The organism is Microbulbifer maximicatervae (SeqCode) (assembly GCF_052467065.1).
Map to the genome: position 1 here is coordinate 2,995,901 of NZ_CP174299.1, position 24,221 is coordinate 3,020,121.

22 protein-coding genes are annotated in these 24,221 nt (G+C 55.3%); 18 read left to right on the forward strand and 4 right to left on the reverse strand.

Going from position 1 to position 24,221, the window contains the following annotated elements:
- Positions 1-7: 7 nt before the first annotated feature.
- Positions 8-1,009, forward strand: coding sequence for a protein translocase subunit SecF (gene secF / locus ACJJI1_RS13240; protein ID WP_444956940.1), 1,002 nt, complete (start codon positions 8-10; stop codon positions 1,007-1,009).
- A 105-nt stretch (positions 1,010-1,114) separates the two neighbouring features.
- Here secF and ACJJI1_RS13245 read toward each other — a convergent pair whose 3' ends face one another.
- The 3 genes from ACJJI1_RS13245 to pyrC form a co-directional block, all read right to left on the reverse strand.
- Positions 1,115-1,309 (reverse strand): PFL_1563 family small protein, encoded by a 195-nt coding sequence (locus ACJJI1_RS13245; RefSeq protein ID WP_413664697.1) that lies wholly within the window; start codon positions 1,307-1,309, stop codon positions 1,115-1,117.
- Between the two features lie 170 nt (positions 1,310-1,479).
- Positions 1,480-2,151 carry a ribonuclease T gene (rnt, locus tag ACJJI1_RS13250; RefSeq protein ID WP_282931564.1) on the reverse strand — a complete coding sequence of 224 codons (672 nt, stop codon included), beginning with the start codon at positions 2,149-2,151 and terminating at the stop codon, positions 1,480-1,482.
- A gap of 130 nt (positions 2,152-2,281) precedes the next feature.
- Positions 2,282-3,313, reverse strand: coding sequence for a dihydroorotase (gene pyrC, locus ACJJI1_RS13255; RefSeq protein WP_413664698.1), 1,032 nt, complete (start codon positions 3,311-3,313; stop codon positions 2,282-2,284).
- A 319-nt stretch (positions 3,314-3,632) separates the two neighbouring features.
- On the opposite strand from pyrC, the gene ACJJI1_RS13260 reads away from it, so the two are divergent.
- The 10 genes from ACJJI1_RS13260 (at position 3,633) to ACJJI1_RS13305 (ending at position 13,819) form a co-directional block, all read left to right on the forward strand.
- Positions 3,633-4,853, forward strand: coding sequence for an argininosuccinate synthase (locus ACJJI1_RS13260; RefSeq protein WP_413664699.1), 1,221 nt, complete (start codon positions 3,633-3,635; stop codon positions 4,851-4,853).
- Positions 4,854-5,008: 155 nt separating this feature from the next.
- Positions 5,009-6,463, forward strand: a complete 1,455-nt coding sequence (ccoN, locus tag ACJJI1_RS13265; RefSeq protein ID WP_413664700.1) for a cytochrome-c oxidase, cbb3-type subunit I — start codon at positions 5,009-5,011, stop codon at positions 6,461-6,463.
- An 11-nt stretch (positions 6,464-6,474) separates the two neighbouring features.
- Positions 6,475-7,092, forward strand: a complete 618-nt coding sequence (gene ccoO / locus ACJJI1_RS13270; protein WP_413664701.1) for a cytochrome-c oxidase, cbb3-type subunit II — start codon at positions 6,475-6,477, stop codon at positions 7,090-7,092.
- An 18-nt stretch (positions 7,093-7,110) separates the two neighbouring features.
- On the forward strand, positions 7,111-7,344 hold the full coding sequence (locus ACJJI1_RS13275) for a cbb3-type cytochrome oxidase subunit 3 (protein ID WP_413664702.1): 234 nt from the start codon (positions 7,111-7,113) through the stop codon (positions 7,342-7,344).
- Positions 7,344-8,252: a cytochrome-c oxidase, cbb3-type subunit III gene (ccoP, locus tag ACJJI1_RS13280; protein WP_444912289.1), complete on the forward strand. Its 909-nt coding sequence runs from the start codon at positions 7,344-7,346 to the stop codon at positions 8,250-8,252. Before ACJJI1_RS13275 ends, ccoP begins: the two co-directional genes overlap by 1 nt.
- 139 nt (positions 8,253-8,391) lie before the next feature.
- A complete protein-coding gene (gene ccoG / locus ACJJI1_RS13285; protein WP_444956941.1) occupies positions 8,392-9,810 on the forward strand; it encodes a cytochrome c oxidase accessory protein CcoG in 1,419 nt (472 codons plus the stop codon).
- 85 nt (positions 9,811-9,895) lie between these two features.
- Entirely contained in the window at positions 9,896-10,420 is a 525-nt protein-coding gene (locus ACJJI1_RS13290) for a FixH family protein (RefSeq protein ID WP_444956942.1), read from the forward strand.
- On the forward strand, positions 10,417-12,849 hold the full coding sequence (locus ACJJI1_RS13295; protein WP_444956943.1) for a heavy metal translocating P-type ATPase: 2,433 nt from the start codon (positions 10,417-10,419) through the stop codon (positions 12,847-12,849). The genes ACJJI1_RS13290 and ACJJI1_RS13295 overlap by 4 nt, the downstream gene beginning before the upstream one ends.
- Positions 12,850-12,883: 34 nt before the next feature.
- On the forward strand, positions 12,884-13,069 hold the full coding sequence (gene ccoS / locus ACJJI1_RS13300) for a cbb3-type cytochrome oxidase assembly protein CcoS (RefSeq protein ID WP_108732140.1): 186 nt from the start codon (positions 12,884-12,886) through the stop codon (positions 13,067-13,069).
- Positions 13,070-13,819 carry a sulfite exporter TauE/SafE family protein gene (locus ACJJI1_RS13305; RefSeq protein WP_444956944.1) on the forward strand — a complete coding sequence of 250 codons (750 nt, stop codon included), beginning with the start codon at positions 13,070-13,072 and terminating at the stop codon, positions 13,817-13,819.
- A gap of 27 nt (positions 13,820-13,846) precedes the next feature.
- Here the strand turns inward: ACJJI1_RS13305 and nadC are convergent, their stop codons facing one another.
- On the reverse strand, positions 13,847-14,701 hold the full coding sequence (gene nadC / locus ACJJI1_RS13310) for a carboxylating nicotinate-nucleotide diphosphorylase (protein ID WP_282931576.1): 855 nt from the start codon (positions 14,699-14,701) through the stop codon (positions 13,847-13,849).
- A 433-nt stretch (positions 14,702-15,134) separates the two neighbouring features.
- Between nadC and ACJJI1_RS13315 the strand changes: the two genes are divergently transcribed.
- The 7 genes from ACJJI1_RS13315 to ACJJI1_RS13345 all read left to right on the forward strand — a co-directional run bounded on the left by ACJJI1_RS13315 (position 15,135) and on the right by ACJJI1_RS13345 (position 24,094).
- On the forward strand, positions 15,135-17,582 hold the full coding sequence (locus ACJJI1_RS13315; protein WP_444956945.1) for a DUF1631 domain-containing protein: 2,448 nt from the start codon (positions 15,135-15,137) through the stop codon (positions 17,580-17,582).
- A 190-nt stretch (positions 17,583-17,772) separates the two neighbouring features.
- Positions 17,773-18,330 (forward strand): 1,6-anhydro-N-acetylmuramyl-L-alanine amidase AmpD, encoded by a 558-nt coding sequence (ampD, locus tag ACJJI1_RS13320; RefSeq protein WP_413664710.1) that lies wholly within the window; start codon positions 17,773-17,775, stop codon positions 18,328-18,330.
- 89 nt (positions 18,331-18,419) lie between these two features.
- Positions 18,420-19,295: a regulatory signaling modulator protein AmpE gene (gene ampE, locus ACJJI1_RS13325; protein WP_444956946.1), complete on the forward strand. Its 876-nt coding sequence runs from the start codon at positions 18,420-18,422 to the stop codon at positions 19,293-19,295.
- A gap of 238 nt (positions 19,296-19,533) precedes the next feature.
- Positions 19,534-20,961, forward strand: coding sequence for an aldehyde dehydrogenase family protein (locus ACJJI1_RS13330; RefSeq protein ID WP_444956947.1), 1,428 nt, complete (start codon positions 19,534-19,536; stop codon positions 20,959-20,961).
- 113 nt (positions 20,962-21,074) lie between these two features.
- Entirely contained in the window at positions 21,075-22,061 is a 987-nt protein-coding gene (locus ACJJI1_RS13335) for a threonine ammonia-lyase (RefSeq protein WP_444956948.1), read from the forward strand.
- Between the two features lie 15 nt (positions 22,062-22,076).
- Positions 22,077-22,649, forward strand: coding sequence for a YbhB/YbcL family Raf kinase inhibitor-like protein (locus tag ACJJI1_RS13340; protein WP_444956949.1), 573 nt, complete (start codon positions 22,077-22,079; stop codon positions 22,647-22,649).
- 71 nt (positions 22,650-22,720) lie between these two features.
- The gene (locus tag ACJJI1_RS13345; protein WP_444956950.1) at positions 22,721-24,094 is read left to right on the forward strand and encodes an AmpG family muropeptide MFS transporter; all 1,374 of its coding nucleotides are present in this window, start codon (positions 22,721-22,723) and stop codon (positions 24,092-24,094) included.
- Positions 24,095-24,221: the final 127 nt, after the last annotated feature.

Genomic DNA, 24,221 nt, shown 5'->3' on the forward strand with positions numbered 1-24,221 from the left:
GACGGTCATGAGTGAGACCAAAGTGGATAACGGCAAAATTACCGAGTACATGGGCAAGCGCGTCTACGACTTTATGCGCTGGCGCAAGATCGCCGGGATTGTCTCGGTGGTGCTGGTACTTTCCTCCATCGCCGCACTGGCAATGAACGGCCTGAAGTTTGGCCTGGACTTTACCGGTGGTACCCAGGTTGAGGTGGGCTACGAGGTAACGCCTTTTATTAGCGACGTGCGCGATCAGTTGGATGCTGCTGGCTACGATGGCGCTACAGTAGTGAATTTTGGTTCTGAAAAGGATCTGCTGATCAAGTTGCCCCCTGAGGTGACCGAGGAGGAAACCCAGATCAGCGCTACCGACCAGGAAACAACGACACCGATCGGTGACAAGGTTGTCGCTCTCCTGAGAGAGGGCAGTGAGGGCGATGTTGAACTGCGCCGTGTTGAGATGGTGGGACCGCAGGTAGGTGCTGAGCTGCGCGACGACGGCGGCCTGGGCATGATGCTGGCCCTGTTTATGGTGATGATCTACGTTGCCCTGCGCTTCCAGTACAAGTTCTCTTTCGGCGCGGTAGCGGCTCTGGGCCACGATGTGATTATTGTGCTGGGCTTCTTTGCGGTGATGGGATTGGACTTCGATTTAACCGTACTGGCGGCAGTATTGGCGGTGATCGGTTACTCCCTGAACGATACCATTGTGGTATCGGATCGTATCCGCGAGAACTTCCGCAAGGTGCGCAAGGCTGAGTCTGAGGAAATTATCAATATCTCAATCAGCCAGACCTTGGGCCGTACCTTTATGACGTCCTTCACCACCTTGCTGGTGCTGTGGGCGTTGCAGTTCTTCGGTGGCGAATTGATCCACAACTTCTCCCTGGCCTTGATCGTGGGTGTGGTTGTGGGTACTTACTCCTCTGTTTACGTAGCTGCCAACGTGCTGATGGCTTTGAATATCAACAAAGAAGACCTGATGCCGCCGGTGAAAGAGGGTGCGGAACTGGAAGAAATGCCCTGATGTGAATGAGAAGTGGCTGCGTTGACGCGGCCATATTCGAGCGGCCCCGGCCGCGCTTTGCTGCTGGTCAGCGGAGCGCCGTCGGGGTTTTTTATTGCGCGGAGGTTAGGCTCTGGGCTTTTTGCCGAGGGTGATGTGCTTGGGGCCGGAAGTGTTGGTCTGGCCGCTTACCCCTTTGGGCACCTGCTCGATCTCACCGCCACCGGCGAGGAACGCCTTTACCTGCTCCTCGATGCTTTCGCTGGTCTCGAGGGGAGCGGCTTGTTTGCGATTGGAGGAAGAGGAAGGTTTCTTGGCCACGGCGCTATCCGGTTTTTATGTGTAAGCGGGCCATATTAGCACGGCTTGCACAAAAAATCACCCAAGTGGCCAGACTCTGCACATAGCGGGTGTTTTGTCGACAGCTTTCGAATAATTTTGTCGTTTTTGGATAAATCGGGCCGCTTTGAGGCAGCCCGGAAGATAGTGCGTTATTCGGCTTCTTCTGTGGTCTCTTCGGTTTCCAGCGGCCAACCGCCCATCTCTTTCCACTTGTTCACGATGCCGCAAAACAGGGTTGCGGTTTTTTCTGCGTCGTACTCGGCGGAGTGGGCGCAGTTGTTATCAAACTCGATTCCAGCAACCTGGCAAGCTTTGGCTAATACGGTCTGGCCGTAGGCGAGGCCGGCGAGGCTAGCGGTGTCGAAGCAGGAGAACGGGTGGAATGGGTTGCGCTTGATGCCGGTGCGCTCGACGGCTGCATTGACGAAGCCCAGGTCGAAGTGGGCATTGTGGGCAACCACGATGGCGCGGGTGCAGCTGTGCTTTTTCACGGCGCTGCGAATCTTGCGGAACAGCTCGGGGATGGCGATTTCTTCCGGCCAGGCGTCGCGGTCCGGGGATTCCAGGTCGATGCCAATAAAGTCGAGAGCGGATTGCTCAACGTTGGCGCCCTCAAAAGGCTCCAGGTGGAAACTGTGGGTCTCCAGCGGGAAGAGGTTGCCGGAGTCATCCATGTCGAGGATAACCGCAGAAATTTCCAGCAGTGCATCGGTGCGGGCGTTAAAGCCGCCGGTTTCAAGGTCGATGACCACGGGCAGAAAGCCTCGGAATCGCTGGGCGAGAGAGCTTTTTGGTCCTGTGGGTTCTTCGGCGGGTGTCACGGTGGTTCCTTGTAAATCTTGTCTTCAGGCCAGCAGCATTTGGCGCTGGTGGGGCAGGGTATTGTATTCGAATTGCGGCGCCTGCTGGGAGTGCTCTTCCCGCAGGCGCTGTAATCGGGGCATTCGCCGATTACGCAAGTTGCCAGTTTAAGGTTTCACCGGCTGCGAGAGGAATCAGATTTTCACCGCCCATATCCAGTTTTTCCGGCAGGGTCCAGGGGCTCTTGACCAGGGTGATGGTGCCCTCGTTGCGCGGCAGCTCGTAGAAGTCGGGACCGAACTCACTGGCAAAGCCTTCCAGCTTGTCCAGTTTGCCCGCGCGCTCGAATACTTCGGCGTAGAGCTCAATCGCGGAGTAGGCGGTATAGCAACCGGCGCAACCACAGGAGTGTTCTTTTTTGTGGTGGGCGTGGGGGGCTGAGTCGGTGCCGAGGAAAAACTTCGGGTTACCGCTGGTGGCCGCTTCGATCAGTGCATTTTGATGGTAGCCGCGCTTGAGGATTGGCAGGCAGTAAAAATGCGGCTGGATACCACCAACCAGCATATGGTTGCGGTTGTACAGCAGGTGGTGTGCGGTAATGGTTGCGGCAACGCCTTCGCGGGCGCCTTGTACAAACTCTACTGCTTGGGCGGTGGTGATATGTTCAAACACCACTTTCAGCGTGGGGAAATCATCTACCAAGCGGGACAGGGTTTTCTCGATGAAAGCCTGCTCGCGGTCGAAGATATCGATATCGCTGGTGGTCACTTCACCGTGTACCAACAGCTTCATACCGCAGGCCTGCATCTCTTCCAGGGCTGGGTAGATGTTGGCGATATCGGTAACGCCGGAATCGGAGTTGGTGGTTGCGCCCGCTGGGTACAGTTTGGCGGCGATAACACCCGCTTCATGAGCCTTGCGAATAACGGCAGCATCGGTCTTGTCGGTGAGGTAGATCACCATCAAGGGTTCGAAGTTGGTGTCGGCGGGAACATTGGCGTTGATACGTTCCTTATAAGCCACTGCACTTTCGGCATCGGTCACAGGGGGTACCAGGTTGGGCATTACAATCACGCGGCGGAATTGTTTTGCGGCATCGGGCACGGTGCGCCCGAGAGCGGCGCCGTCGCGCAGGTGAATGTGCCAGTCGTCGGGGGCGCGAAGGGTAATTTGCTCCGTCATGGTACTCCGTAAAGCTTCTTAGCGTAGTGAGTCGTTGTGCGGCGCGAATGCTACCCGAAGCTGTACAAAATTGCGATGCACGAAAAGGTTAAAAATCAATCAATTGTGCTTACTCGCGCCTTGGCGCTAGTCGATCGCGAGCTTAGGCGCTACAATCGCGCCCCGACAAAGAGTGTGGGTATTGTTGTGCCCGCAATTTACCGATCCTGGGCATATCTCCAAGAATAACTCCCCCAGACCGACACTAGTTTCGCGTAGTGGCATTCCCCGTCTCCGCGTTTTTGTCGCGGCGGCGTATTTCCGGCAGCAGAGGACAGCAATGAGCAAAATCGAAAAGGTGGTACTGGCATACTCCGGTGGATTGGATACGTCAGTAATCGTGCGATGGTTGCAGGAGACTTACGGTTGTGAAGTGGTGACTTTCACCGCTGATATCGGCCAGGGTGAAGAGGTGGAACCGGCCCGTGCCAAGGCCGAGGCCCTCGGGGTTAAAGAGATTTATATCGACGATCTGCGCGAAGAGTATGTGCGCGATTTCGTTTTCCCGATGTTCCGCGCCAATGCGATTTATGAAGGGGAGTACCTGCTGGGTACCTCTATTGCACGCCCGCTGATCGCCAAGCGCCTGATTGAGATTGCCAACGAGACTGGCGCCGATGCCATTTCCCACGGTGCTACCGGTAAAGGTAATGACCAGGTGCGCTTCGAACTGGGCGCTTACGCGCTGAAGCCGGGCATCCAGGTAATCGCCCCCTGGCGCGAGTGGGACCTGAACTCCCGCGAAAAGCTGATGCAGTACTGCGAGCAGCACAATATTCCGGTGGACTTCTCTTCCAGCAAGAAGAAATCCCCTTACTCCATGGATGCCAACCTGCTGCACATCTCTTACGAGGGCGGCAACCTCGAAGATCCCTGGGCGGAAGCCGAAGAGGATATGTGGCGCTGGAGTGTGAGCCCCGAGGCGGCTCCGGAAGAACCCACCTACATTACTTTGGGTTTTGAGAAGGGCGATCCCGTTTCTATCGACGGTGAGCGCTTAAGCCCTGCTACTTTGCTTGAGAAGCTGAATAAGTTGGGCGGAGCCAACGGTATCGGTCGTCTGGATATCGTGGAAAACCGCTACGTGGGAATGAAGTCCCGCGGCTGCTACGAAACACCGGGCGGCACCATTTTGATGAAGGCGCACCGCGCCATTGAGTCCATTACCCTGGATCGCGAAGTTGCGCACATGAAGGATTCCCTGATGCCGCGCTACGCCGAGCTGGTTTACAACGGTTACTGGTGGTCCCCGGAGCGCAGCATGCTGCAGGCTGCGATCGATGAGTCCCAGGATGTGGTTAACGGCGAAGTTCGCCTGAAACTGTACAAAGGCAGCGTGAGTGCTGTGGGCCGTCGCTCTGCGGACAGCCTCTTCGATGAGCGTATCGCTACTTTCGAAGACGATGCTGGCGCTTACGACCAGAAGGACGCGGAGGGCTTTATCAAGCTCAACGCCCTGCGTCTGCGCATTGCCGCAGGTAAAGGAAGAAAATTGATTTAGTTGATTTAGATCAGCAATCACCGGGCAAGGATGCGCTTAAATCCTTATCCGGCCAATAGTAACCACAGTGCCTCACACATTGTGGTTACACACCTTCTGTGGTGGGCCAGTCCCGCACAGTGGAACCGAATCTTAAAAGCAACGGAAGTAAAAACATGACGACAACGGTGGCAAAGACCGGCCCTGTGCCGGACTATGACTACAATATCGTGCGCCAGTTCACCATCATGTCCGTGGTCTGGGGCATTTTTGGTATGGGCATGGGCGTATTGATCGCAGCCCAGCTAGCCTGGCCTGAACTCAACGACTTTTGGCAGCCCTTCTCGCACTTTGGGCGCTTGAGGCCCCTGCACACCAATGCGGTAATTTTCGCCTTTGGTGGTAGTGTTCTCTTTGCCACTTCTTACTATGTGGTACAGCGTACCTGTCAGGTCCGCCTTTGGGGTGGCTGGCTGATCCCCTTCACCTTCTGGGGATGGCAGGCCGTTATCGTCGCCGCGGCAATTACTCTGCCGATGGGCTTCACTTCCACCAAGGAATACGCTGAGCTCGAGTGGCCTATCGATATCCTGATTGCCCTGGTTTGGGTTGCTTACGCGCTGGTGTTCTTCGGCACCATCATGAAGCGTAAGACTTCTCACATCTACGTGGCGAACTGGTTCTTCGGTGCTTACATCGTAACTATTGCTGTTCTCCATATCGTTAATAACCTGGAGATTCCTGTTGGCCCGTTCAAGTCCTACTCTATCTATTCGGGCACTAAGGACGCAATGATCCAGTGGTGGTATGGCCACAACGCAGTAGGGTTCTTCCTGACTGCTGCCTTCCTCGGCATCATGTACTACTTCGTACCTAAGCAAGCTGGTCGTCCGGTTTATTCTTACCAGCTGTCTATCGTTCACTTCTGGGCACTGATCTCCCTGTACGTATGGGCTGGTGGTCACCACTTGCACTACTCAGCGCTGCCCGACTGGGCTCAGAGCCTGGCGATGGTTATGTCCCTGATTCTGCTGGCACCTTCCTGGGGCGGTATGATCAACGGCATCATGACCCTGTCCGGCGCATGGCATAAGCTGCGCACCGACCCGACCCTGCGCTTCCTGGTGGTATCCCTGTCCTTCTACGGTATGTCTACCTTCGAAGGTCCGATGATGTCCATCAAGACTGTAAACGCTCTGTCTCACAACACTGACTGGACCGTTGGACACGTACACTCCGGCGCTTTGGGCTGGGTTGCCATGATCTCTATCGGTGCTCTGTATCACCTGGTTCCGGTTCTGTGGAAACGCCGCGAAATGTACAGCTCCAAGCTGATCAACGCGCACTTCTGGCTGGCCACTGTAGGTACTGTTCTGTATATCGCCGCTATGTGGGTTAACGGTATTACCCAGGGTTTGATGTGGCGTGCATTTAACGCCGACGGCACCCTGACTTACAGCTTCGTAGAGAGTGTTGTAGCCAGCCATCCGGGCTATGTAGTTCGCTGGTTGGGCGGCGCCATGTTCCTGGTGGGTATGCTGCTGATGGCTTACAACGTTTACCGCACGATTACCGAGAAGGTAAACGATGCCGAAGCCGATAACACCGTTCGAGCAGTGCCTGCGGCATAGGAGTTTAGATCGTGAAGAATCATGACCTCGTAGAAAAAAACATCGGCTGGATGATCTTTTTCACCATTATCGCCATCAGTTTCGGCGCCCTGGTTGAGATCGTTCCGCAGTTCTTTACCAAGGATAACTACACGCCGCTGCCGGGGCAGAAGCCGCTGACAGCAATGGAGCTGGAAGGTCGCGATATCTACATTCGCGAAGGCTGCCACGTTTGCCACACTCAGATGATTCGTCCTCTGCGTGCGGAAGTTGAGCGTTACGGCCACTACTCCATGGCTCAGGAATCCATTTACGAGCACCCCTTCCTGTGGGGCTCCAAGCGTACCGGTCCAGACCTGGCGCGCGTAGGTGGACGCTACTCTGATGAATGGCAGCGCGCGCACTTGTACAACCCGCGTAGCGTTGTGCCTGAGTCAATCATGCCTGCTTACCCCTGGTTGTTCGACAATGTGGTAACTGGCGAATACACCGCACGTAAGATGGAAGCGCTGCGCTTCGTCGGTGTGCCCTACACCGATGACGACATCGCCAACGCCGCTGAGCCTTTCAAAGGTGGCAAGGTCAAGGAAATTGACGCGCTGGTCGCTTACTTGCAACAGCTGGGTACCCTGGTTACCCAAAAACGCTAATAGCGAGGAAGGAAACTCGTGACTATTGAAACTTTGCGGGAAATCGGTCTGGTTCTGGGCTCTGTGGCTTTTCTGGCTATCTGCTGGTGGGCCTTCTCTCCGAAGCGCAAGAAGCGCTTCGAAGAAGATGCCAATTTGCCATTTGCCGATGAAGAGCGACAAGCCGACAAGGACAAGTCGGCCGCTCAGCAGGACGAATCCAATTCCGGGGATAAACCCGGAGCCAATCGAAAACAGGGGCAGGATAAGTAATGAGTACATTCTGGAGTGTGTGGGTAATTGTGCTCACCCTCGCCAATCTGGCGTTGATTACCTGGGTGCTGTTCGCCAACCGAAAGGTGGCAGTGGATGACCAGGCTGAACCGGAAAACAAAACCACGGGCCACGTTTACGATGGCATCGAGGAATACGACAACCCGCTGCCCAAGTGGTGGTTCATGTTGTTCGTCGCCACCCTGGTGTTCTCTGCGGGATATCTGGTGGTTTACCCGGGTCTGGGTAACTTCAAAGGTGTCGGCAACTGGACTTCTGTCGGTGCATTGGAAGCTTCCCAGGCTAAGGCTCAGGAGAGATTCCACGAGACCTTCGGTAAGTACGAAAATATGCCGATCGAGCAGATTGCTCAGAGCCCTGAAGCTCTCAAGATGGGTTCCCGGATCTTCGCTAACAACTGTGCGGTATGTCACGGTGCAGATGCCGGCGGTAACTTCGGCTTCCCGAACCTGACTGATAACGCCTGGCTGTACGGCGGCACTCCGGAAAAAATCCTGGAAACCCTGTACAACGGTCGTCAGGGCATGATGCCTCCTCAGGGTCCGGTGATCGGTGAAGAAGGTGTTAGAAATGCGACAGAGTATGTTCTCTCCCTGAACGGCCTGGAGCATGACACCGCCATGGCCGCCGAAGGTCAGAAGGTATTCAACACCGTGTGTATGGCTTGTCACGGTATGGATGCCAAAGGCAACCAAATGCTGGGTGCGCCGAACCTGACCGACGACATCTGGCTGTACGGTAGCAATCGCGAACAGATCCAACACACTATTCGCGGTGGTCGTACAAATATGATGCCCGCGCAAAAAGATAAACTGCGTGAAGACAAAATCCGCCTCGTAGCGGCCTATGTCTACAGCCTGTCGCAGCAGGAAGAAGAAAAGCAGTAATTAACTATTGAGGCCCGGCATTTGCTGGGCCTTGTTTTATCAAGGGACTCCGGGCGCTGCAGGGACGGAGAAAAAAGCCTCAACATAAGGGGCTACCTGGCCCACGTACAAGATGTGCCCGTGCGAGAGTGAGGTTTGTGTGAGTGATTTAATTCCAACCCGTGAGGAACAGGAAGGTGATGGCGAAGTTCGCTATCGCATGCTGTATGAGTCGGAAGACAAAGTCTACATCCGACATATCAAGGGTGTTTTCACCCGTGTTCGCAAATATACCGGCCTGCCTTTGCTGCTGGCTTTCTTCTTCCTACCCTGGATCAATATCGACGGGCGCCAGTCGGTCTTCTTTGATCTCCCCACCCGCCAATTCCATATTTTCTGGACTACTTTCGGCCCCCAGGACGGCTTCCTTCTAGGTTGGCTGCTGATCATTGCCGCCTTCGCGCTGTTTGCGGTCACCACTTTACTGGGCAGGGTGTGGTGTGGCTTCACCTGTCCGCAGACCGTCTGGACCATGATGTTTATCTGGGCAGAAAGGGTTTGTGAAGGCGATCGCAACAAGCGAATGAAGCTCGACAAGGCCCCCTGGAACCTGGAAAAGGTTCTGCGCAAGGGTGGCACACATACCATCTGGCTGTTGATCTCGCTGGCAACTGCACTGGCCTTTGTGGGTTATTTCTACGGTGTGCGCGAGCTGGTCGTGGATCTGGCGACGTTTAACGCGCACCCGCAGGGTGTTTTCTGGGTCGCTTTCTTCACTTTTGCCACCTATATGAACGCCGGCTTCCTGCGTGAGCAGGTGTGTAAATACATGTGCCCCTATGCCCGTTTCCAGTCGGTGATGTACGACGAGGATACGCTGGCGGTTTACTACGATGCCAAGCGGGGTGAGACCCGTGGTCCGCGCAAGAAGAGCGTGGATTACAAGGCGGAAGGTATGGGCGACTGTATCGACTGCTACTGGTGTGTTCAGGTGTGTCCGGTGGATATTGATATCCGCGACGGCATGCAGTACGAATGTATCAACTGTGGCCTCTGTGTCGATGCGTGTAACAGCGTGATGGACAAGATGGGCTATGAGCAGGGCTTGATTCGCTTCACCTCTGAGGACGAATTGCAGGGTGGAAAGACCCGCTTCCTGCGCCCGCGCCTATTTGGCTACGCGTTGATATTGGTTGCGATGACCGGCCTGTTTGCACAGCAAGTGATGACTCGAAGCCCAATCGAGGCAGAAATCACTCGCGACCGCGGTGCTCGTATGTTCCGTGAGTCCCAGGGGCAGGTGCAAAACGTCTACACGGTAAAAATCAACAATATGGACCAGGCTCCCCACGAATTCACCATCAAGGTGGAAGGTAAGCCTGAATACGATTACTCCATTCGCAAGCCGAAGACGATTTACCTGGTGCCTGGAGAGATGTTCTCCGTCCCCATTCGGGTAAGCGTTCCCAGAGACCAGCTGAAGGATACCAAGCACGATATCGAGATTGTTGTCCAGGCAGTCGACAATCCTGAGCTGGTTGATAAGCACCGAACGGTGTTTATTGGTCCAAAGCAGTAGACGGGACGCCAATCCCGTTGCAAAGTACGGGCCCGCCCAGGCGGGCTCGACTTTTGTGCACAAACGGTAACTTTTTGGTAACGCGATGAATGAATCAACCCCAAAACCCTGGTACCGGGAACCTTGGGCGTGGATGGTACTGGCCCCACTGATTACAGTGGTGGTTGTCTCCACAATTACAGTCTCGATAGCGGTGCGCTTTGCTGACGATAAAGTCAGTGATACTTACTACAAAGACAGCCGCATGTATCACTTCAGCGCCGAGCAGGACTTGCGCGCGAAAGAGCTGGGTCTGGCCGCTTTGGTCCAGTTTCAGCCGTCTGAAAAATCGGTTTTCGTGGAGCTGAATGGCGACCTCGACTACCCCAAAGCCCTACTGCTCACATTGAGCCACCCGGTGGAGTCTGACCTCGACAAGCATATCGAGCTCTCCCAGCTCTCCGTGGGCCGCTACCAGGGCACCTTGCCTGAAGGCGTTGGGAATCGTTGGTATCTGCGCTTGATGCCGGAACTCGATCCCGATGCGCATCAGGACGCCAACTGGCGCCTGAAAGGTGAAATCAACTTCGATCTCGGCAATGCCGCGCCACTGAACGCAGTAACTCAATGACTTCGTCTTCCTCCTCCTGTTATCACTGCGGACTCCCAGTCCCTCCCGGCAGCAACCACTCGGTGGTTATCGACGGGGCCGCCCGGGATATGTGTTGTCCAGGCTGTGAGGCGGTAGCCAGCGCTATCGTTTCCGGTGGTCTGGATGGCTTTTATCGCTTCCGGGAGAAGGAGAGCGACAGGCCGGAGGAAGCTCAACCCCAGGACCGCTGGGCGGCATACGATTTGCCGGAAGTGCAGCAGCAGTTCGTCCACGATTGGGATAACGGCAACAAGATTGCCTCGTTGTTGATTAGCGGTATTACCTGTGCAGCCTGTGTGTGGCTGATAGAAAAGCACCTGGGGCAGTTGGACGGGATTGAGAAGGTCTCTGTCAACGCCAGTACCCAGCGTGCCCAGATCGGTTTTAATCCCGACAAGATCAAACCCAGTGAGCTGTTTGGCGAACTGGAACGGATTGGCTACCGGCCGGCCCCGGCCACTGCGGCCAACCAGGAAAGTGTGATCCAGAGCGAACACCGCGCCGCCCTGCGCCGCCTGGGTGTCGCCGGACTCGGCACCATGCAGGTGATGATGTTTGCCATCGCTCTGTATTTTGGTGCTGCAGCGGAAGAGGGCGTCGGCGAGTTTGAGCGCTACTTCCGCTGGGTTTCCCTGCTGGTAGCAACGCCAGTGGTTTTCTACGCCGCGCGCCCATTTTTCAGTGCCGCTTTGCGCAGTCTGCGCGCCCGACACCTGAGTATGGATGTGCCGGTATCCCTGGCGATTGGTATGGCCTATGTCGCCAGCTTTTACGCCACGGTATTCGGCACCGGTGAGGTGTACTTCGAATCTATCTCCATGTTTACCTTCTTCCTGTTGTTGGGACGAACGGTGGAGATGCGCGCCCGCCATCGGGCGGGCTTAGCCAGCGGTGGTTTGGCCCAGTTGCTGCCGATGACGGCGGCCAAATACCAAGGGGACGATATTGTCCATGTACCCGTGGCCGCATTGGTCGCTGGGGATAAAGTTTTGTTGCGCCCGGGAGACACTATCCCCGCCGATGGGGAGGTGCTGGAGGGCGTTAGTGGTGTGGATGAATCCCTGCTCAGCGGTGAATCGGCACTGCAACAGAAGTCTGCAGGCAGCCCGGTTTATGCCGGTAGTGTCAACGGCGATTCCACCCTGACTATTCGAATTACGGCAGCGGGGCAGTCGACTCGCCTGTCCGCTATTGAGCGCCTGGTAGAGCGGGCGCAGTTAGATAAACCCAACCAAGTGGCCCTGGCAGACCGGGTTGCGGGTATTTTTGTCGGTGTCGTTTTATTCGCGGCACTGGCGGCGTTTGTTGTCTGGTGGCAAATCGATCCCAGTCGCGCTTTTTGGGTGTCCCTGTCTGTTTTGGTGGTGACTTGCCCCTGCGCACTGTCGCTGGCAACCCCTGCTGCCCTGGCTTCCGCCACCTTGCGTTTACAGCAGTTGGGACTTCTTGTGGCTGGAGGCAGCCTACTGGAAACGCTGCCGCGTATCGGCCGGGTGCTATTCGACAAGACCGGTACCCTGACACGCGGTGAACCGAGAATCCTGCATATTGATTTGCTGCGGGCCAACTGGACGGAGCAGCGGGTTAAGGACGTTGCCGCTGCCCTGGAATCCCAGACCAATCACCCCCTGGCCAGAGCCTTCCGCGCCTGGCGTGGCAATCTCATCGCCAGTGATCTGAAAGTCCATACCGGAGCCGGCCTGGAAGGGCAGATCGAGGGGGACAGTTACCGGCTGGGAAAGGCGAGCTTTGTCTCCAGTGAGGATGTTTCCACGCCCGAAGGGGAGGGGCAGTGGTTGCTGCTCGGCGACTCCCTGGGCCCTATTGCCTGGATCGCGTTGGGGGATAAGTTACGGGACTCGGCAACCACCGCTGTTGAGGGTTTGACTGAGCAAGGTCTTTCAGTGGAACTGCTCAGTGGTGACCAGTCTGCGGAAGTTGAGCGGCTGGCAGGGCGAGCGGGTATCAGCAACTACTGCGCCGGAGCCTCGCCAGAGGACAAGCTCAGCCATATGAAGCAGCTGCAAAGCGATGGTGAGAAGGTGTTAATGGTGGGGGATGGCATCAATGATGTGCCAGTGCTCTCCGGTGCAGATGCCTCTGTGGCGATGATGTCTGCGGCGGATCTGGCCCAATCCCGCGCCGATGCCATTTTGCTGAACGGAGATCTGGAAGTGCTGCCCAAAGCTATAGAGCTGGCGCACAAATGCCGCCGAATTGTGCGGCAAAACCTGGCATGGGCTCTGGGTTACAACGTGATTGCCCTGCCGCTGGCATTTTGCGGTCTGGTGCCGCCCTGGGCTGCGGCAATCGGTATGTCCCTGAGTTCTCTGATCGTAGTGCTAAATGCGTTGCGTCTGTCCCGTGGACAGGAAGTCGACGAAAACCCTGTGAGCGCCGCAGCTTAATCCCGTGCTCACAGAAAGAGAGGAGGTGTAACTGATGGAAAGTCTGTATTTCCTGATTCCCATTGCGGTGATTTTGGTTGGCTTTGCGGTGAAGCTCTTTTTCTGGGCCGTGAATAACGGACAGTACGATGATCTGGAAACGGAAGGTCGTCGCATTTTGTTTGATGACGATGATGTTCAGCAGGATAAATCTGACGCGGAAAGGAAGCAGGAGAAGTAAGTGGGGGACTGGGGTTTTTTAGCGGCGGCTCTGGCTATCGGTTTTTTGGGTAGCAGTCACTGCATCGGTATGTGTGGGGGAATCTCCGGAGCGCTGGGTATGGCGACACCGGGGAAAAAGACTGCTTGGGTGCAGCTGGGCTCTTACCAATTGGGTCGCCTGGGTAGCTATGCGCTGATGGGAGCGCTCGCCGGAGCCCTCGGTGCGGCGATACTGCCGGCACTAACTCCGCTGCGATTTGCTGCCGGGATCATGTTGATCCTGATGGCGCTGTACATCGGCGGTATCTGGCAGGGATTGGCTTGGATTGAAAAAGGGGGCCGCTACCTTTGGCGCTATGTGCAGCCACTATCGGCCAAATTATTACCGGTTCGCTCTGCGGGGCAGGCATTGGCACTGGGCTCCCTGTGGGGCTGGTTGCCTTGTGGTTTGGTTTATAGCGCGCTGACGTTCGCCCTGGCCCAGGGCAGTGCCGAGAGGTCTGCCCTGGCGATGTTTGCTTTTGGTTTGGGCACCGTGCCCGCCATGCTGGCTACTGGTGCTGCGGCGGCACAGGTGCGTGGCATAGTGCGAAAGCCGGGGGTTCGCTATGGTTTCGCCGCAGCAATTTTGCTGTTTGGTATCTGGACCATTTGGGGGGCTATGGGCCACGGTGGGCATGGAGACCACGCCAACCACGGGCAGATGAGCGGGATGGAAGCTCCCGCAGAAGATACGGAAGAGCAGGGACACCATCATCACCATCACTAAGCGCAGTGATGATGGGTCCTGTGGGCGCTAGAGATCGATCCGCAGGGATAGGTCGATAGCGCGCAGGTGCTTGGTCAGGCTACCAGAAGAGATATAGTCCACTTCCAGTTCAGCTAACTGAGCGATGCGATCCCGGTCGACACTGCCGGAAAGCTCAATTTTGGCTTTGCCTTTGGCCAGTTTCAGGGCCGTTCTAGTGTCTTCATCATTGAATTCGTCGAGCATAATCACGTCCACACCTACGGCGAGCGCCTGCTCCAGCTCTTCAATATTTTCCACTTCGACTTCAATCAGGGCTTCCGGCTTGATCACTCGCGCTTGGGCGACGGCGTGTTCAATGCCTCCGGCGGCGAAGATATGGTTCTCTTTGATCAGGAAGGCGTCGTAAAGACCGATGCGGTGATTGTGGCAGCCACCGCAAAGTACGGCGTACTTCTGTGCGCTGCGCAGACCGGGAATGGTCTTGCGGGTGTCGAGAATCTTCACCTCAGTGCCTTCAGCTCGCGCGGCGAACTCCGCAGCGGTTGTGGCAGTACCGGACAAGGTTTGCAGGAAATTCAGTGCGGCCCGCTCGCCGGTGAGGATGGCGCGGGCATTGCCTTCCAGCTCAAAAATAACGGCATTGGCGCTGATACGGTCGCCGTCCTCGAAGTGCCAGGTGAGGACGAGCTCCGGGTCCAGGGCGTGGAATACAGCCTCTACCCAGGCGCGACCACTCAGAGTGCAATCTTCGCGGGTGATTACCCGGGCCCGCGCATTGCGGTCCTCTGGGATCAGCTGGGCGGTGATATCGCCACTACCAATATCTTCTTCCAGGGCCACCTGAACTGAGCGTTGCAGGTCGGCAGTGATATTGGGAATAGCCGTGTCTTGTGGTCGCATTGGGAAACCTCGAAATTAACGCCGGCGCAGTTTACCAAAACACTTGGGGTTTTGACTGCTGAACTCCGTCATTGGCAAGTAGCAGTTGGCTCTACGAATAGCTGTGACAAGTGTCTCAAATATGTCGCAGAACTGTGTAAAACAGTCCTACAACGCGAGTAGAATGACCGAAGAGTTAGGCTTGATCGCAGCCTGAATTGTTTCAGAGCAGGGCCGGTAAACGCTGTTCTCTCGCGGTCAAAACTTGAGTGAAATCAAGAACTTCGGCAGATTTTTCGCGCATGATCGCGGCGGGATTTCAACAGTTTGGGAATGTGGTTAACGGGGAACAGAGAACCCCCATTTCCGCTTGGGAGACCACTTTTCCATTCACTAATTTTTGCTTTTGGCCTCAGCGCTACAAGTCGGACGGCATTCGAAGGACCTCTTGGAAATGAGTGAATCCAGAAAGGTAGTTTCCCTCTCAGAGAAAAGTGGAGCGCGAAATATTTCTGCATCAGGTAAGCCCCCTGTTCTGCCCGCCGCAGTAACAATGCTGAAGGACAAAGCGACGGCACAGCTGCTGGAGCGGATTAAAGCGCTGTTTGGCAAGGTGGATGATTCCCTGTTTGCAATGGCCGAGCGAGCTCATGGCCAGGAGGAGCAGGATGGGCTTTTCCAGGCACTGCGCCTGCTGCGCGTTGAGCGCCGCAATATTGCCGAGCACTTTATCCAAAACGTCTCCCGCGCTTTTCAGGTCCGCCAGGAAGAAAAGACGGAAAGCAGTTTCGCCTCAGATAACCTGTCGCTGGTTCACAATGATGACCTAGAGCAGTTGGTCGCTGCCGATACCATGGTGGCCAATGCCAAGCGCGATTTCGCTGAGCCCCTTACCGAGCTGTGCATGAGGCTCGATACGCTCTACTCCGTCAAGGTGTACGACAAGAACAACCCTCTGGGGCCAGACGTAATCTGTGACGCTTTTGTAGAGGCGATTCAGGATCTGGACCTCTTTATCCGCGCTCGCCTCACGCTGCTGAAAAAGTTCGAGCAGGTGGTCATGCTGCAGCTGCGGGACTTCTATGAATTTTGTAACCAATTACTTGTAGAGCAGGGCGTACTGCCATCTCTGCGTGAGCAGCAGCGAGTAGCCAGGCAGCGCTCGGCCTACAACGGTGCTCCCCACGCCGCCAGTGCCCCCACTGGTAGTGCCGGCGGTGTAGAAGCTGGCAGCCAGCCAGTACAAGGTGGAGTCGCAGCTACGGGGCACTTCCCCCCAGGATTGGTGCCCGCAGCCGCAGGTGTTACTCCAATGCCTGCAGGGGATCTGCTTTCCCACTTGGGCGCGCTGCAAAGTGGCAGCCACTATCAAGGTGGAAGTGCGGTACAGCTTTTGAATGTGGGCGAATTGCTACAGCAGCGCTTGGTGGATTCCAACCAGGCCGCTTCGCTGGCAAAAGTCGATAGCGATGTGATCAAGCTGGTAGAGATGTTGTTTTCCTTTATCCTGGAGGACCGCAGCCTTGCCACCCAAATCAAATCACTTCTGGGCCGCCTGCAACTGCCGCTGTTGAAAGTAGCCATTGCAGACAAGTCATTTTTCAGTAAAGGCGGCCATCCTGCGCGCAAATTGCTGAACGAGTTGGCCGATGCCGCTACCGGATGGCAGGCAGGGGATAACTACGAATCCGATCCCCTGTACAAAGAGATATCCGAAATTGTTGAGCGCGTGCTTAATGAGTTTGATCGGGATATCAATATCTTTGCCGTATTACTGGAATCCCTGCGCGAATTTATCGTCCGCGAGCGCAAGCGTGCCGAGATGTTGGAGCGCCGCGTTGTCGATGAGGCGGATGGTCGGGCTAAAACCCAAGCTGCCCGCGCACGGGTTGCCGCAGTCATGGATGCCTTGGTTGCAGAGCGGGATCTGCCACAGGTGGTGCAGGATTGGTTGAACAAAGTTTGGAACAACGTGCTGTTCCTGACTTGCGTCAAAGAGGGTACAGAGAGCGACGCCTGGAACCGCGACGTGCGCACAGCGAGAGATCTCGTGTGGAGTGTGCAGGCCCCAATGCCGGATTCCCGCAAACAGTTATTGAGCTTACTGCCTGTTTTGCAGGAGAGATTGCGCGAGGGAATTGAGGCGCTTTCCTATAACGCTTTCGAAGCGCGTACCCTTTTCACCGGCCTCAAAGAAGTTTATCGCGAGCGCTTTGCCCTGGCCCAGCAATTGGCTGAGCAGCGTGAACGTGAAGTGGCAGAGCAGGTTGCCCGCGAAGTGCGCGCAGCGAAATCTGCTGAGCCTGCGCCTGTTGTCCCTGTTGTGGAGCAGGAAACTGCGGCTGATGCCGGACCCGCTGATGTTACTGAAGCTACGGTTGATGAAGCTGCAGTGACTGAAGCGGTTATTGCAGAAGCCGCGGTTAGCCAGGAAGTGATTTCAGACACTGCCGAAGATCAACTTCCAGATGAGCCAGCTGAAGTTACTGTTGAAGCTGTCCAAGCCGAACCCCAGGAAGTGGCCGTGCCGCAGATGGAAGAGCTTGAGCAGGCAGTTGCTGAAGCAGAGGTGGCTGCACCGGAGCAGGATGGACTGGCCCCCCTTGACGAAGATGATCCCCACTGGCAGATGACCTTCCGCTTGGCACAGGGCAGTTGGTTCGAGTTGAAGCGCTCTGAGGACGAGCAGTTCCGTTGTCGTCTGGCGGCGGTAATTCGCGATATCGACCAGTTTATCTTCGTTAATCGCAATGGCGCCAAAGTCGCTGAATTCGCCCGACTAGAATTGGCCCATGCGCTGCGTTCGGCACAACTGTTGCCGCTGGATGACGGCATGTTGTTTGAGCGGGCGCTGCAGTCCGTAATTGGCAATGTGCGCAAGAAGCGCAGTGAGCAGCGCTAATTTTCAGGAATTTAACGAGCGGACGTTGAGTATTTAGCAGGGATACTCAGTGGCCAGTGGTTTTCCGCAAGTTATGTCGCGATACTGCTCCGATCAGATTGGCATATCGATCAACGCTTCCATAGAATGGTAACTGCTGAAGCCCCGGGCGATACCGGGGCTATCAATAGGTTGCAGCGGAGATCGCAGATTGAAATATCAAGTGGAGTCTGGCTGGTTGGCGGGCGCGCGCCGGGTTCCGAGTCCTCATTGCAATAGCCGCCCGGAAGACTGTGCGGTGGATCTATTGGTGATTCACAGCATCAGCTTGCCGCCCGGACAGTATGGCGGTCCCTACATTGATGCCTTTTTTCTGGGGCAGTTGGATATCGATGCGCACCCCTATTTTGCCGATATTGCTGCGTTACAGGTGTCTGCGCATATTTTGATCGACCGCGATGGCCTGGTAACCCAATACGTGCCCCTTGATCGGCGTGCCTGGCACGCGGGCAAGTCCGAGTTTAAAGGTCGCACTAACTGCAATGATTTTTCCATTGGTATTGAGCTGGAAGGTTTGGATACCGATATTTACACAGACTCCCAATATCACGCACTTGCCGAGGTGAGTGCTGCGATTATGCAAGCTTATCCCGCTATTGATATCGATAGAATTGCCAGTCATTCGGATATTGCTCCCGGAAGGAAATTGGACCCGGGTCCGGGGTTTGACTGGGAGCGCTACCTCAACAAGCTGAAAGAAATCGTCTGATACCCAGTAGCGGACCATAAAAGTGGGAAGGGTTTCTGTAACAGGAGCCGCAGCACGATTTTGATAACTGAAACAGTCTCGGATTATTTATGACTCTGTTAATTGTTCTGATCACCGTTGCCCTGGTGCAAATCTGGGGCTCAGGGGCTCCGTTACATCGCGATGGTTGGTTCAGTCGCTGGGGTCAGTATTTACAGGCATTGCCCAGCATTAATGGCAATAGTGGTCTGTTGCTTGGTGTTACTATCCTGGTTCCAGTATTGATCTCTGCAATTGTGATGACGCTAGCAGAGGGCGCTGCGGGTGGTCTGGGCTACCTGCTGTTGGGGGTGCCACTGCTGCTCTATTGTCTCGGTCGCGGCAACTTCAACGATATCGTCGCAAACTACCTGCGCCACTGGTATAGCGGAGACCTGGAAGGTGCCACCAAAGCGGCAGCGCCCATTTTACGCGAGTTACACGAAGCGCCCTCCGATGACACTTGTCTGCATGAGCAGGTATTTCGCGGCGCTGCCTACTGCGCCTTTGAGAGACTCTTCGCCGTGCTGTTCTGGTTTATTTTGCTGGGTATTCCCGGGGCTGTACTCTTCCGCTTGAGTGCTTTGTACGCAGAAAATACCCGGGGCTCCTCCGAAGAGGCGACGGCGGCGCGTTGGTTGTGGTTGTTGGAATGGCTGCCGGTCCGTGTGATGGGGCTGAGCTTTGCCATTGTGGGTAACTTTGCCGGCTGTTACCGCGCCTGGCGCCGGGTGTTGATGTGTCGTGAGAGCCATACCGATCAGGTTCTCGAGGCTTACCTGGAAGGAGCTCTCGGCGGTATTGACGCCAGTGAGTGCAGTGGTGGTTCCGATCTGTCTCAGATGCAGCGCCAGAGTGGTGCGGAGATTGAAGGGCTGCAAGCGCTGCTATCCAGAACCTTGCTACTGTGGATCACTGGTTTGGCCCTTCTGGTTCTGTTTATCTAAGGAGCCTCTGAATAATCCCACAATGCCTGTACCATCGCCCCAGAGCTACTTTTGTCTGCTGGGGCGATTGTTGAATTTGTCGCCATTTTCAAAATTTTCTCTCCTTCCTATCTTGACTTATCCCCCCCTTCCTACGAAATTGCGCGCCCCAGCGGCCGGACTTCGGTGCTTTGCCATATCAATAAAGCGAAGCTAGTCATTGCCTGCGACGGCTTATACTCATTGGAGGAAGTAGGGTTTGGAAGTTTCGGTATTGGAACCGCAAATGTTGTCAGATCTGGCTAGGGCAAACGATTGGAACGCAGCCACATTAGTGGCGGGCTTGCGAACCTATTTTCGCAGCGGCAGCACCACTGAATTGAGTTGGCGGCGCAAGCAATTGTCTCAGCTGCGCAAGATGATCTCCGAGAACGAGGCACATTTTGCCCAAGCCCTTCACGATGATTTGCGCAAAGCTCCCCAGGAAAGCTACCTCACTGAAGTTTCATTTCTCTACAACGATATCGATCACACCCTGAAGTCCCTGAAGAAATGGGTGCGCCCGCGCAAGGTCCAATCGCCGATGATGACCCAGCCGGCCAAGAGCTATGTGCAACCGGAGCCGCTGGGTGTAGTGCTGATTATCGGTGCCTGGAATTATCCGCTGCAATTATTGTTATCGCCGCTGGTACCGGCGATTGCCGCCGGCAATTGTGCGGTGGTAAAGCCCTCTGAGTTATCGCCAGCAACCTCCCGGTTAATCGCAGAATTATTACCGCGTTATCTCGACAACGATGCCTTTGCGTGTGTCGAAGGTGGTGTGGCAGAAACCACGGCGCTGCTGGAGCAGCGCTGGGACCATATTATGTACACCGGCGGTGGCCGGGTCGGCAAAATCATAATGAGTGCGGCGGCTAAATACCTGACTCCGGTAACCCTGGAACTCGGCGGAAAGAGCCCTTGTATTGTTGCCGACGATGCCAACCTGGAAGTGGCTGCACGGCGAATTGCCTGGGGTAAATTTACCAACGCGGGGCAGACTTGTATCGCCCCGGATTATGTTCTCTGTAGTCGGCAGACAGCCGATCGGTTCACCCCCATGTTGCAGCGGGTGCTCTGGGAAATGTATGGGGAGCATCCGCGAGAATCTGCCGACTATGGGCGGATTATTAACAGCCAGCACACCCTTCGCCTGTCGGATTACCTGGGGGATGGAGAGGTGGTATTTGGCGGTGAAGTCGATGTGGATGACTGCTATATGGCGCCCACCATAATGCGCAACGTCAATCTCTCTGCGGGAGTTATGCAGGAGGAGATCTTTGGCCCGATACTCCCCATTATTGAACTGGATGATTTCTCCAAAGCGGAGGAGTTTGTCAATGAGCGAGAGAAGCCCCTGGCCCTGTATGTATTTACCCAGGATGAAGCATTGGCGGATCGAATTCTATCCCGTTGCAGCTCCGGCAACGCCTGTGTGAATGACTGTATGATGTTTATGCTGGCCCAGGACCTGCCTTTTGGAGGCGTCGGTGCCAGCGGTATGGGGTCCTACCATGGAGAGCATGGCTTCCGCACTTTCAGTCATTACAAGGCCGTAATGCGGCGCAGAAATATCCTCGATATCGATATACGATATGCACCCTTCAACGACAGGAAAATGAAATTCCTGCGTATGCTCAGCAAATAATTCCTTATCGACAGGCACGGTTTTTCCCTGTGCCTGCTCCGTAGAACACTGGATGTTATCGGCGGTGGATAAGCTGGATTATTCCTATGTAGTCGAAAAGGATACACAGTGTTATGCCCCTGAATCGCAACGAGATACCTGCCAGTGAGGATGTATTTAGTGCCGCACAAAATATTGCAGGTATGGTGCACGAGACCCCTCTGCTCAGCTCTCGACAACTGAACGAGCTGACGGGCGCCAATTTGTGGTTTAAGTGTGAGCACTTGCAGAAAGTGGGCGCCTTTAAAGCGCGGGGCGCGGCTAATGCGCTTTCGCTGCTCCCGGACGGGGTCGAGGAAGTTGCCACCCATTCGTCCGGTAATCACGGTGCGGCGCTCGCCTGGGCAGCAGCCCAGCGGGGATTGGCCTGCACGGTGGTGATGCCCGAAACGGCTCCCAAGACAAAACGCATGGCGGTTGAGGGGTATGGTGCCAAAGTGGTGACTTCGGGCCCCAGCCTGGCTGATCGCGAATCCACTTTGGCAAAGGTACTTGAGGAAACCGGTGCGCACGAAGTCCCGCCCTATGACGATAAGCGCATTATTGCAGGGCAGGGCACTGTAGCCATGGAAGTGCTCAAGCAGAGTCGCGAACACGGCTTTGCTCCAGACGTTATTGTGGCGCCAGTGGGAGGCGGTGGGCTTTTGTCCGGCGTGGGATTGGCTATGGCTGCGCTTGCCCCCGATATCCTGGTAATTGGTGCGGAACCCGCCGGAGCGGATGATGCCCAGCGTTCACTGCGCGGTGGCGTTCATATCACCACACAACAGCCCGATACGATCGCCGATGGTCTGCGCACAACATTGGGCGGCAAAAATTACGCCGTTATTGAGCGCACGGTGCGGGATATTGTGACAGTCAGCGAAGCTGGTATCGTCAATGCGATGCGGCTATTGTGGACGCGAACCAAACAGCTGGTAGAACCGTCGGCTGCGGTGGGTCTCGCTGCGATCATTGAGCACAGCGCGCGCTTTCGCAATAAGAATGTCGTGGTTGTTCTGACCGGCGGAAATATGGATCTGGACAAAGTGGGCCCACTGCTGTCCAGTGAAGAAAACTAAAAGGGGAACTGGGATATGAGCCATTTATTGAAAAAGGGCGGCCGGGGTTTGGCCGGGCTGCTTTGTGCTGCTGCGCTGTCACTGACTGGAACCAACGCGATTGCTGAGAAGCTGACACTGTCATCCAGCTCCTTACAAGCTGGAAAGAAAATGCCCATGACTCATGTTTATGGCAGCTGCGGCGGTGAAAACCTGTCTCCCCAATTGAGCTGGAGTGGGGCACCGGAGGGCACAAAGAGTTTTGCTATTACCGCTTACGATCCCGACGCGCCCACCGGCAGCGGTTGGTGGCACTGGGTGGTATTTAATATCCCAGTGGATACGACCAATCTGCCGGAAGGGGCCGGTGACCTGAAAAACGGCCTGATTCCAGAAGCAGTGCAGGGGCGCAATGATTATGGTAATTCCGGTTACGGTGGTGCCTGCCCGCCCAAGGGGCACGGGGATCATCGCTATCGTTTTCGTGTCTATGCCTTGAAAGTGGAATCCCTGCCGCTGGATGAAAACACTTCTCCTGCTAAAGTTGGCTTCAATATCAATGCCAATAAGTTGGCCGAAGCGGAGCTGGAAGTTTTGTGGGGCCACTGAGTAAATAAATTAATCTAATCCCGCTGCACGGTGATCGCTGTTGCGGCGGCTCAGGCTCTGGAGGCCCGCGCTTGACCAACTTACAAAAACAAATGACATGGGGGCAAGCGCTGGCCGCTTATTTGAAGCCCCGTGTACTCACCATGTTTTTCCTCGGCTTTTCCGCCGGCCTCCCATTACTGCTGGTTTTCTCTACTTTGACTGCCTGGCTGCGGGACTACGGTGTCAGCCGTACCGCCATCGGGTTTTTTGCCTGGGTGGGGATTACCTTTTCGATCAAGGTTCTTTGGGCCCCTATTGTCGATCAGCTGCGTCTGCCTTTTTTCACGGACAAATTGGGCAAACGTCGGGGCTGGATGCTGGTATCCCAAATCGGGATAGCGATTGGCCTGATAGGTATGGCCAGTGTAAATCCCCAGCTCTCCCTGATGCACGTGGCCCTGCTGGCCTTGTGGGTCGCTTTCTGTTCGGCCTCTCAAGATGTGGCGATTGATGCCTATCGAATTGAGGCCATGGATGACGACTATCAGGGCGCTATGGCTGCCAATTATGTATTTGGCTATCGGGTGGCAATGCTGATAGCCGGAGCGGGTGCCCTGTTTATTGCGGATATCTTTAGCTGGTCCGGTGCTTATCTTGCGATGGCTGGATTGATGGGCGTGGGCCTGATTACCACTCTGATTATTGCCGAGCCCGATCACAGCAAGGTAAACAAAGAAGCCGATGAGCTGCAAAGCGAGTGGGCCCAGCGGTTGTTGGGCAAGGGGGAGCATGGTCGTCTGAAGCAGTGGTTTATTCGCGCCGTGGCCTGCCCCTTTATCGAGTTTTTTCAGCGCAATGGCCGCTTTGCAATCATTCTGTTGCTATTTATCGGCATCTTCCGTTTAAGTGATATTGCGATGGGGGTGATGGCCAATCCCTTCTATTTGGATCTGGGCTTTACCAAAATGGAAATCGCTGAAATCAGCAAGCTGTTTGGCTTCTTCTGTACCATTATCGGTTCCTTTCTAGGTGGGCTGTTAGTGGTGCGATACGGTGTTGTGCGTCCGCTGATACTGGGTTCGGTTATGGTCGCCTGTACCAACCTGTTATTTGCCCAGCTCGCTGTGATCGGTCCCGATAAAGCCTGGTTGGCGCTGGTAATTAGTGCGGACAACATCAGTGGAGGAATTGCCAATGCGATACTGATCGCGTTTCTCTCCAGTCTTGCCAATAAAGCTTATACCGCCACTCAATATGCTTTGTTCAGCTCCCTGATGACCTTGCCGGGGAAATTTATCAGTGGTTTTTCCGGCATAGTGGTGGATGCTCAGGGTTATGCCTACTTCTTTATTTATGCGGCGCTTATGGGAATTCCAGCCATTGCGCTGTCCATTTATTTTTGGCGCCGCGAGCAGCGCGACTGGCCGGGAGAAGAAGTTCAGCCGGGAGCGGGCACTACCTAAGGTTTACAGGGATGCTATTTCCTCTCTAAGAGTACATCCTGAATTCAGCTCTTTTCTAAATCCCTATGTCATATCAAAACTCTTCGCCGGGCATTCTGCCCGGCTTGTGTCTATGGTGGTTGTAAAG

What these genes read in the sequence shown, in the direction of transcription:
- secF (WP_444956940.1), top strand. Translation starts at nt 8, where the DNA reads ATGAGTGAGACCAAAGTGGATAACGGCAAAATTACCGAGTACATGGGC.
- pyrC (WP_413664698.1), bottom strand. Translation starts at nt 3,313, where the DNA reads ATGACGGAGCAAATTACCCTTCGCGCCCCCGACGACTGGCACATTCAC.
- ACJJI1_RS13260 (WP_413664699.1), top strand. Translation starts at nt 3,633, where the DNA reads ATGAGCAAAATCGAAAAGGTGGTACTGGCATACTCCGGTGGATTGGAT.
- ccoN (WP_413664700.1), top strand. Translation starts at nt 5,009, where the DNA reads ATGACGACAACGGTGGCAAAGACCGGCCCTGTGCCGGACTATGACTAC.
- ccoP (WP_444912289.1), top strand. Translation starts at nt 7,344, where the DNA reads ATGAGTACATTCTGGAGTGTGTGGGTAATTGTGCTCACCCTCGCCAAT.
- ACJJI1_RS13290 (WP_444956942.1), top strand. Translation starts at nt 9,896, where the DNA reads ATGAATGAATCAACCCCAAAACCCTGGTACCGGGAACCTTGGGCGTGG.
- ACJJI1_RS13295 (WP_444956943.1), top strand. Translation starts at nt 10,417, where the DNA reads ATGACTTCGTCTTCCTCCTCCTGTTATCACTGCGGACTCCCAGTCCCT.
- ccoS (WP_108732140.1), top strand. Translation starts at nt 12,884, where the DNA reads ATGGAAAGTCTGTATTTCCTGATTCCCATTGCGGTGATTTTGGTTGGC.
- nadC (WP_282931576.1), bottom strand. Translation starts at nt 14,701, where the DNA reads ATGCGACCACAAGACACGGCTATTCCCAATATCACTGCCGACCTGCAA.
- ACJJI1_RS13315 (WP_444956945.1), top strand. Translation starts at nt 15,135, where the DNA reads ATGAGTGAATCCAGAAAGGTAGTTTCCCTCTCAGAGAAAAGTGGAGCG.
- ampE (WP_444956946.1), top strand. Translation starts at nt 18,420, where the DNA reads ATGACTCTGTTAATTGTTCTGATCACCGTTGCCCTGGTGCAAATCTGG.
- ACJJI1_RS13335 (WP_444956948.1), top strand. Translation starts at nt 21,075, where the DNA reads ATGCCCCTGAATCGCAACGAGATACCTGCCAGTGAGGATGTATTTAGT.
- ACJJI1_RS13340 (WP_444956949.1), top strand. Translation starts at nt 22,077, where the DNA reads ATGAGCCATTTATTGAAAAAGGGCGGCCGGGGTTTGGCCGGGCTGCTT.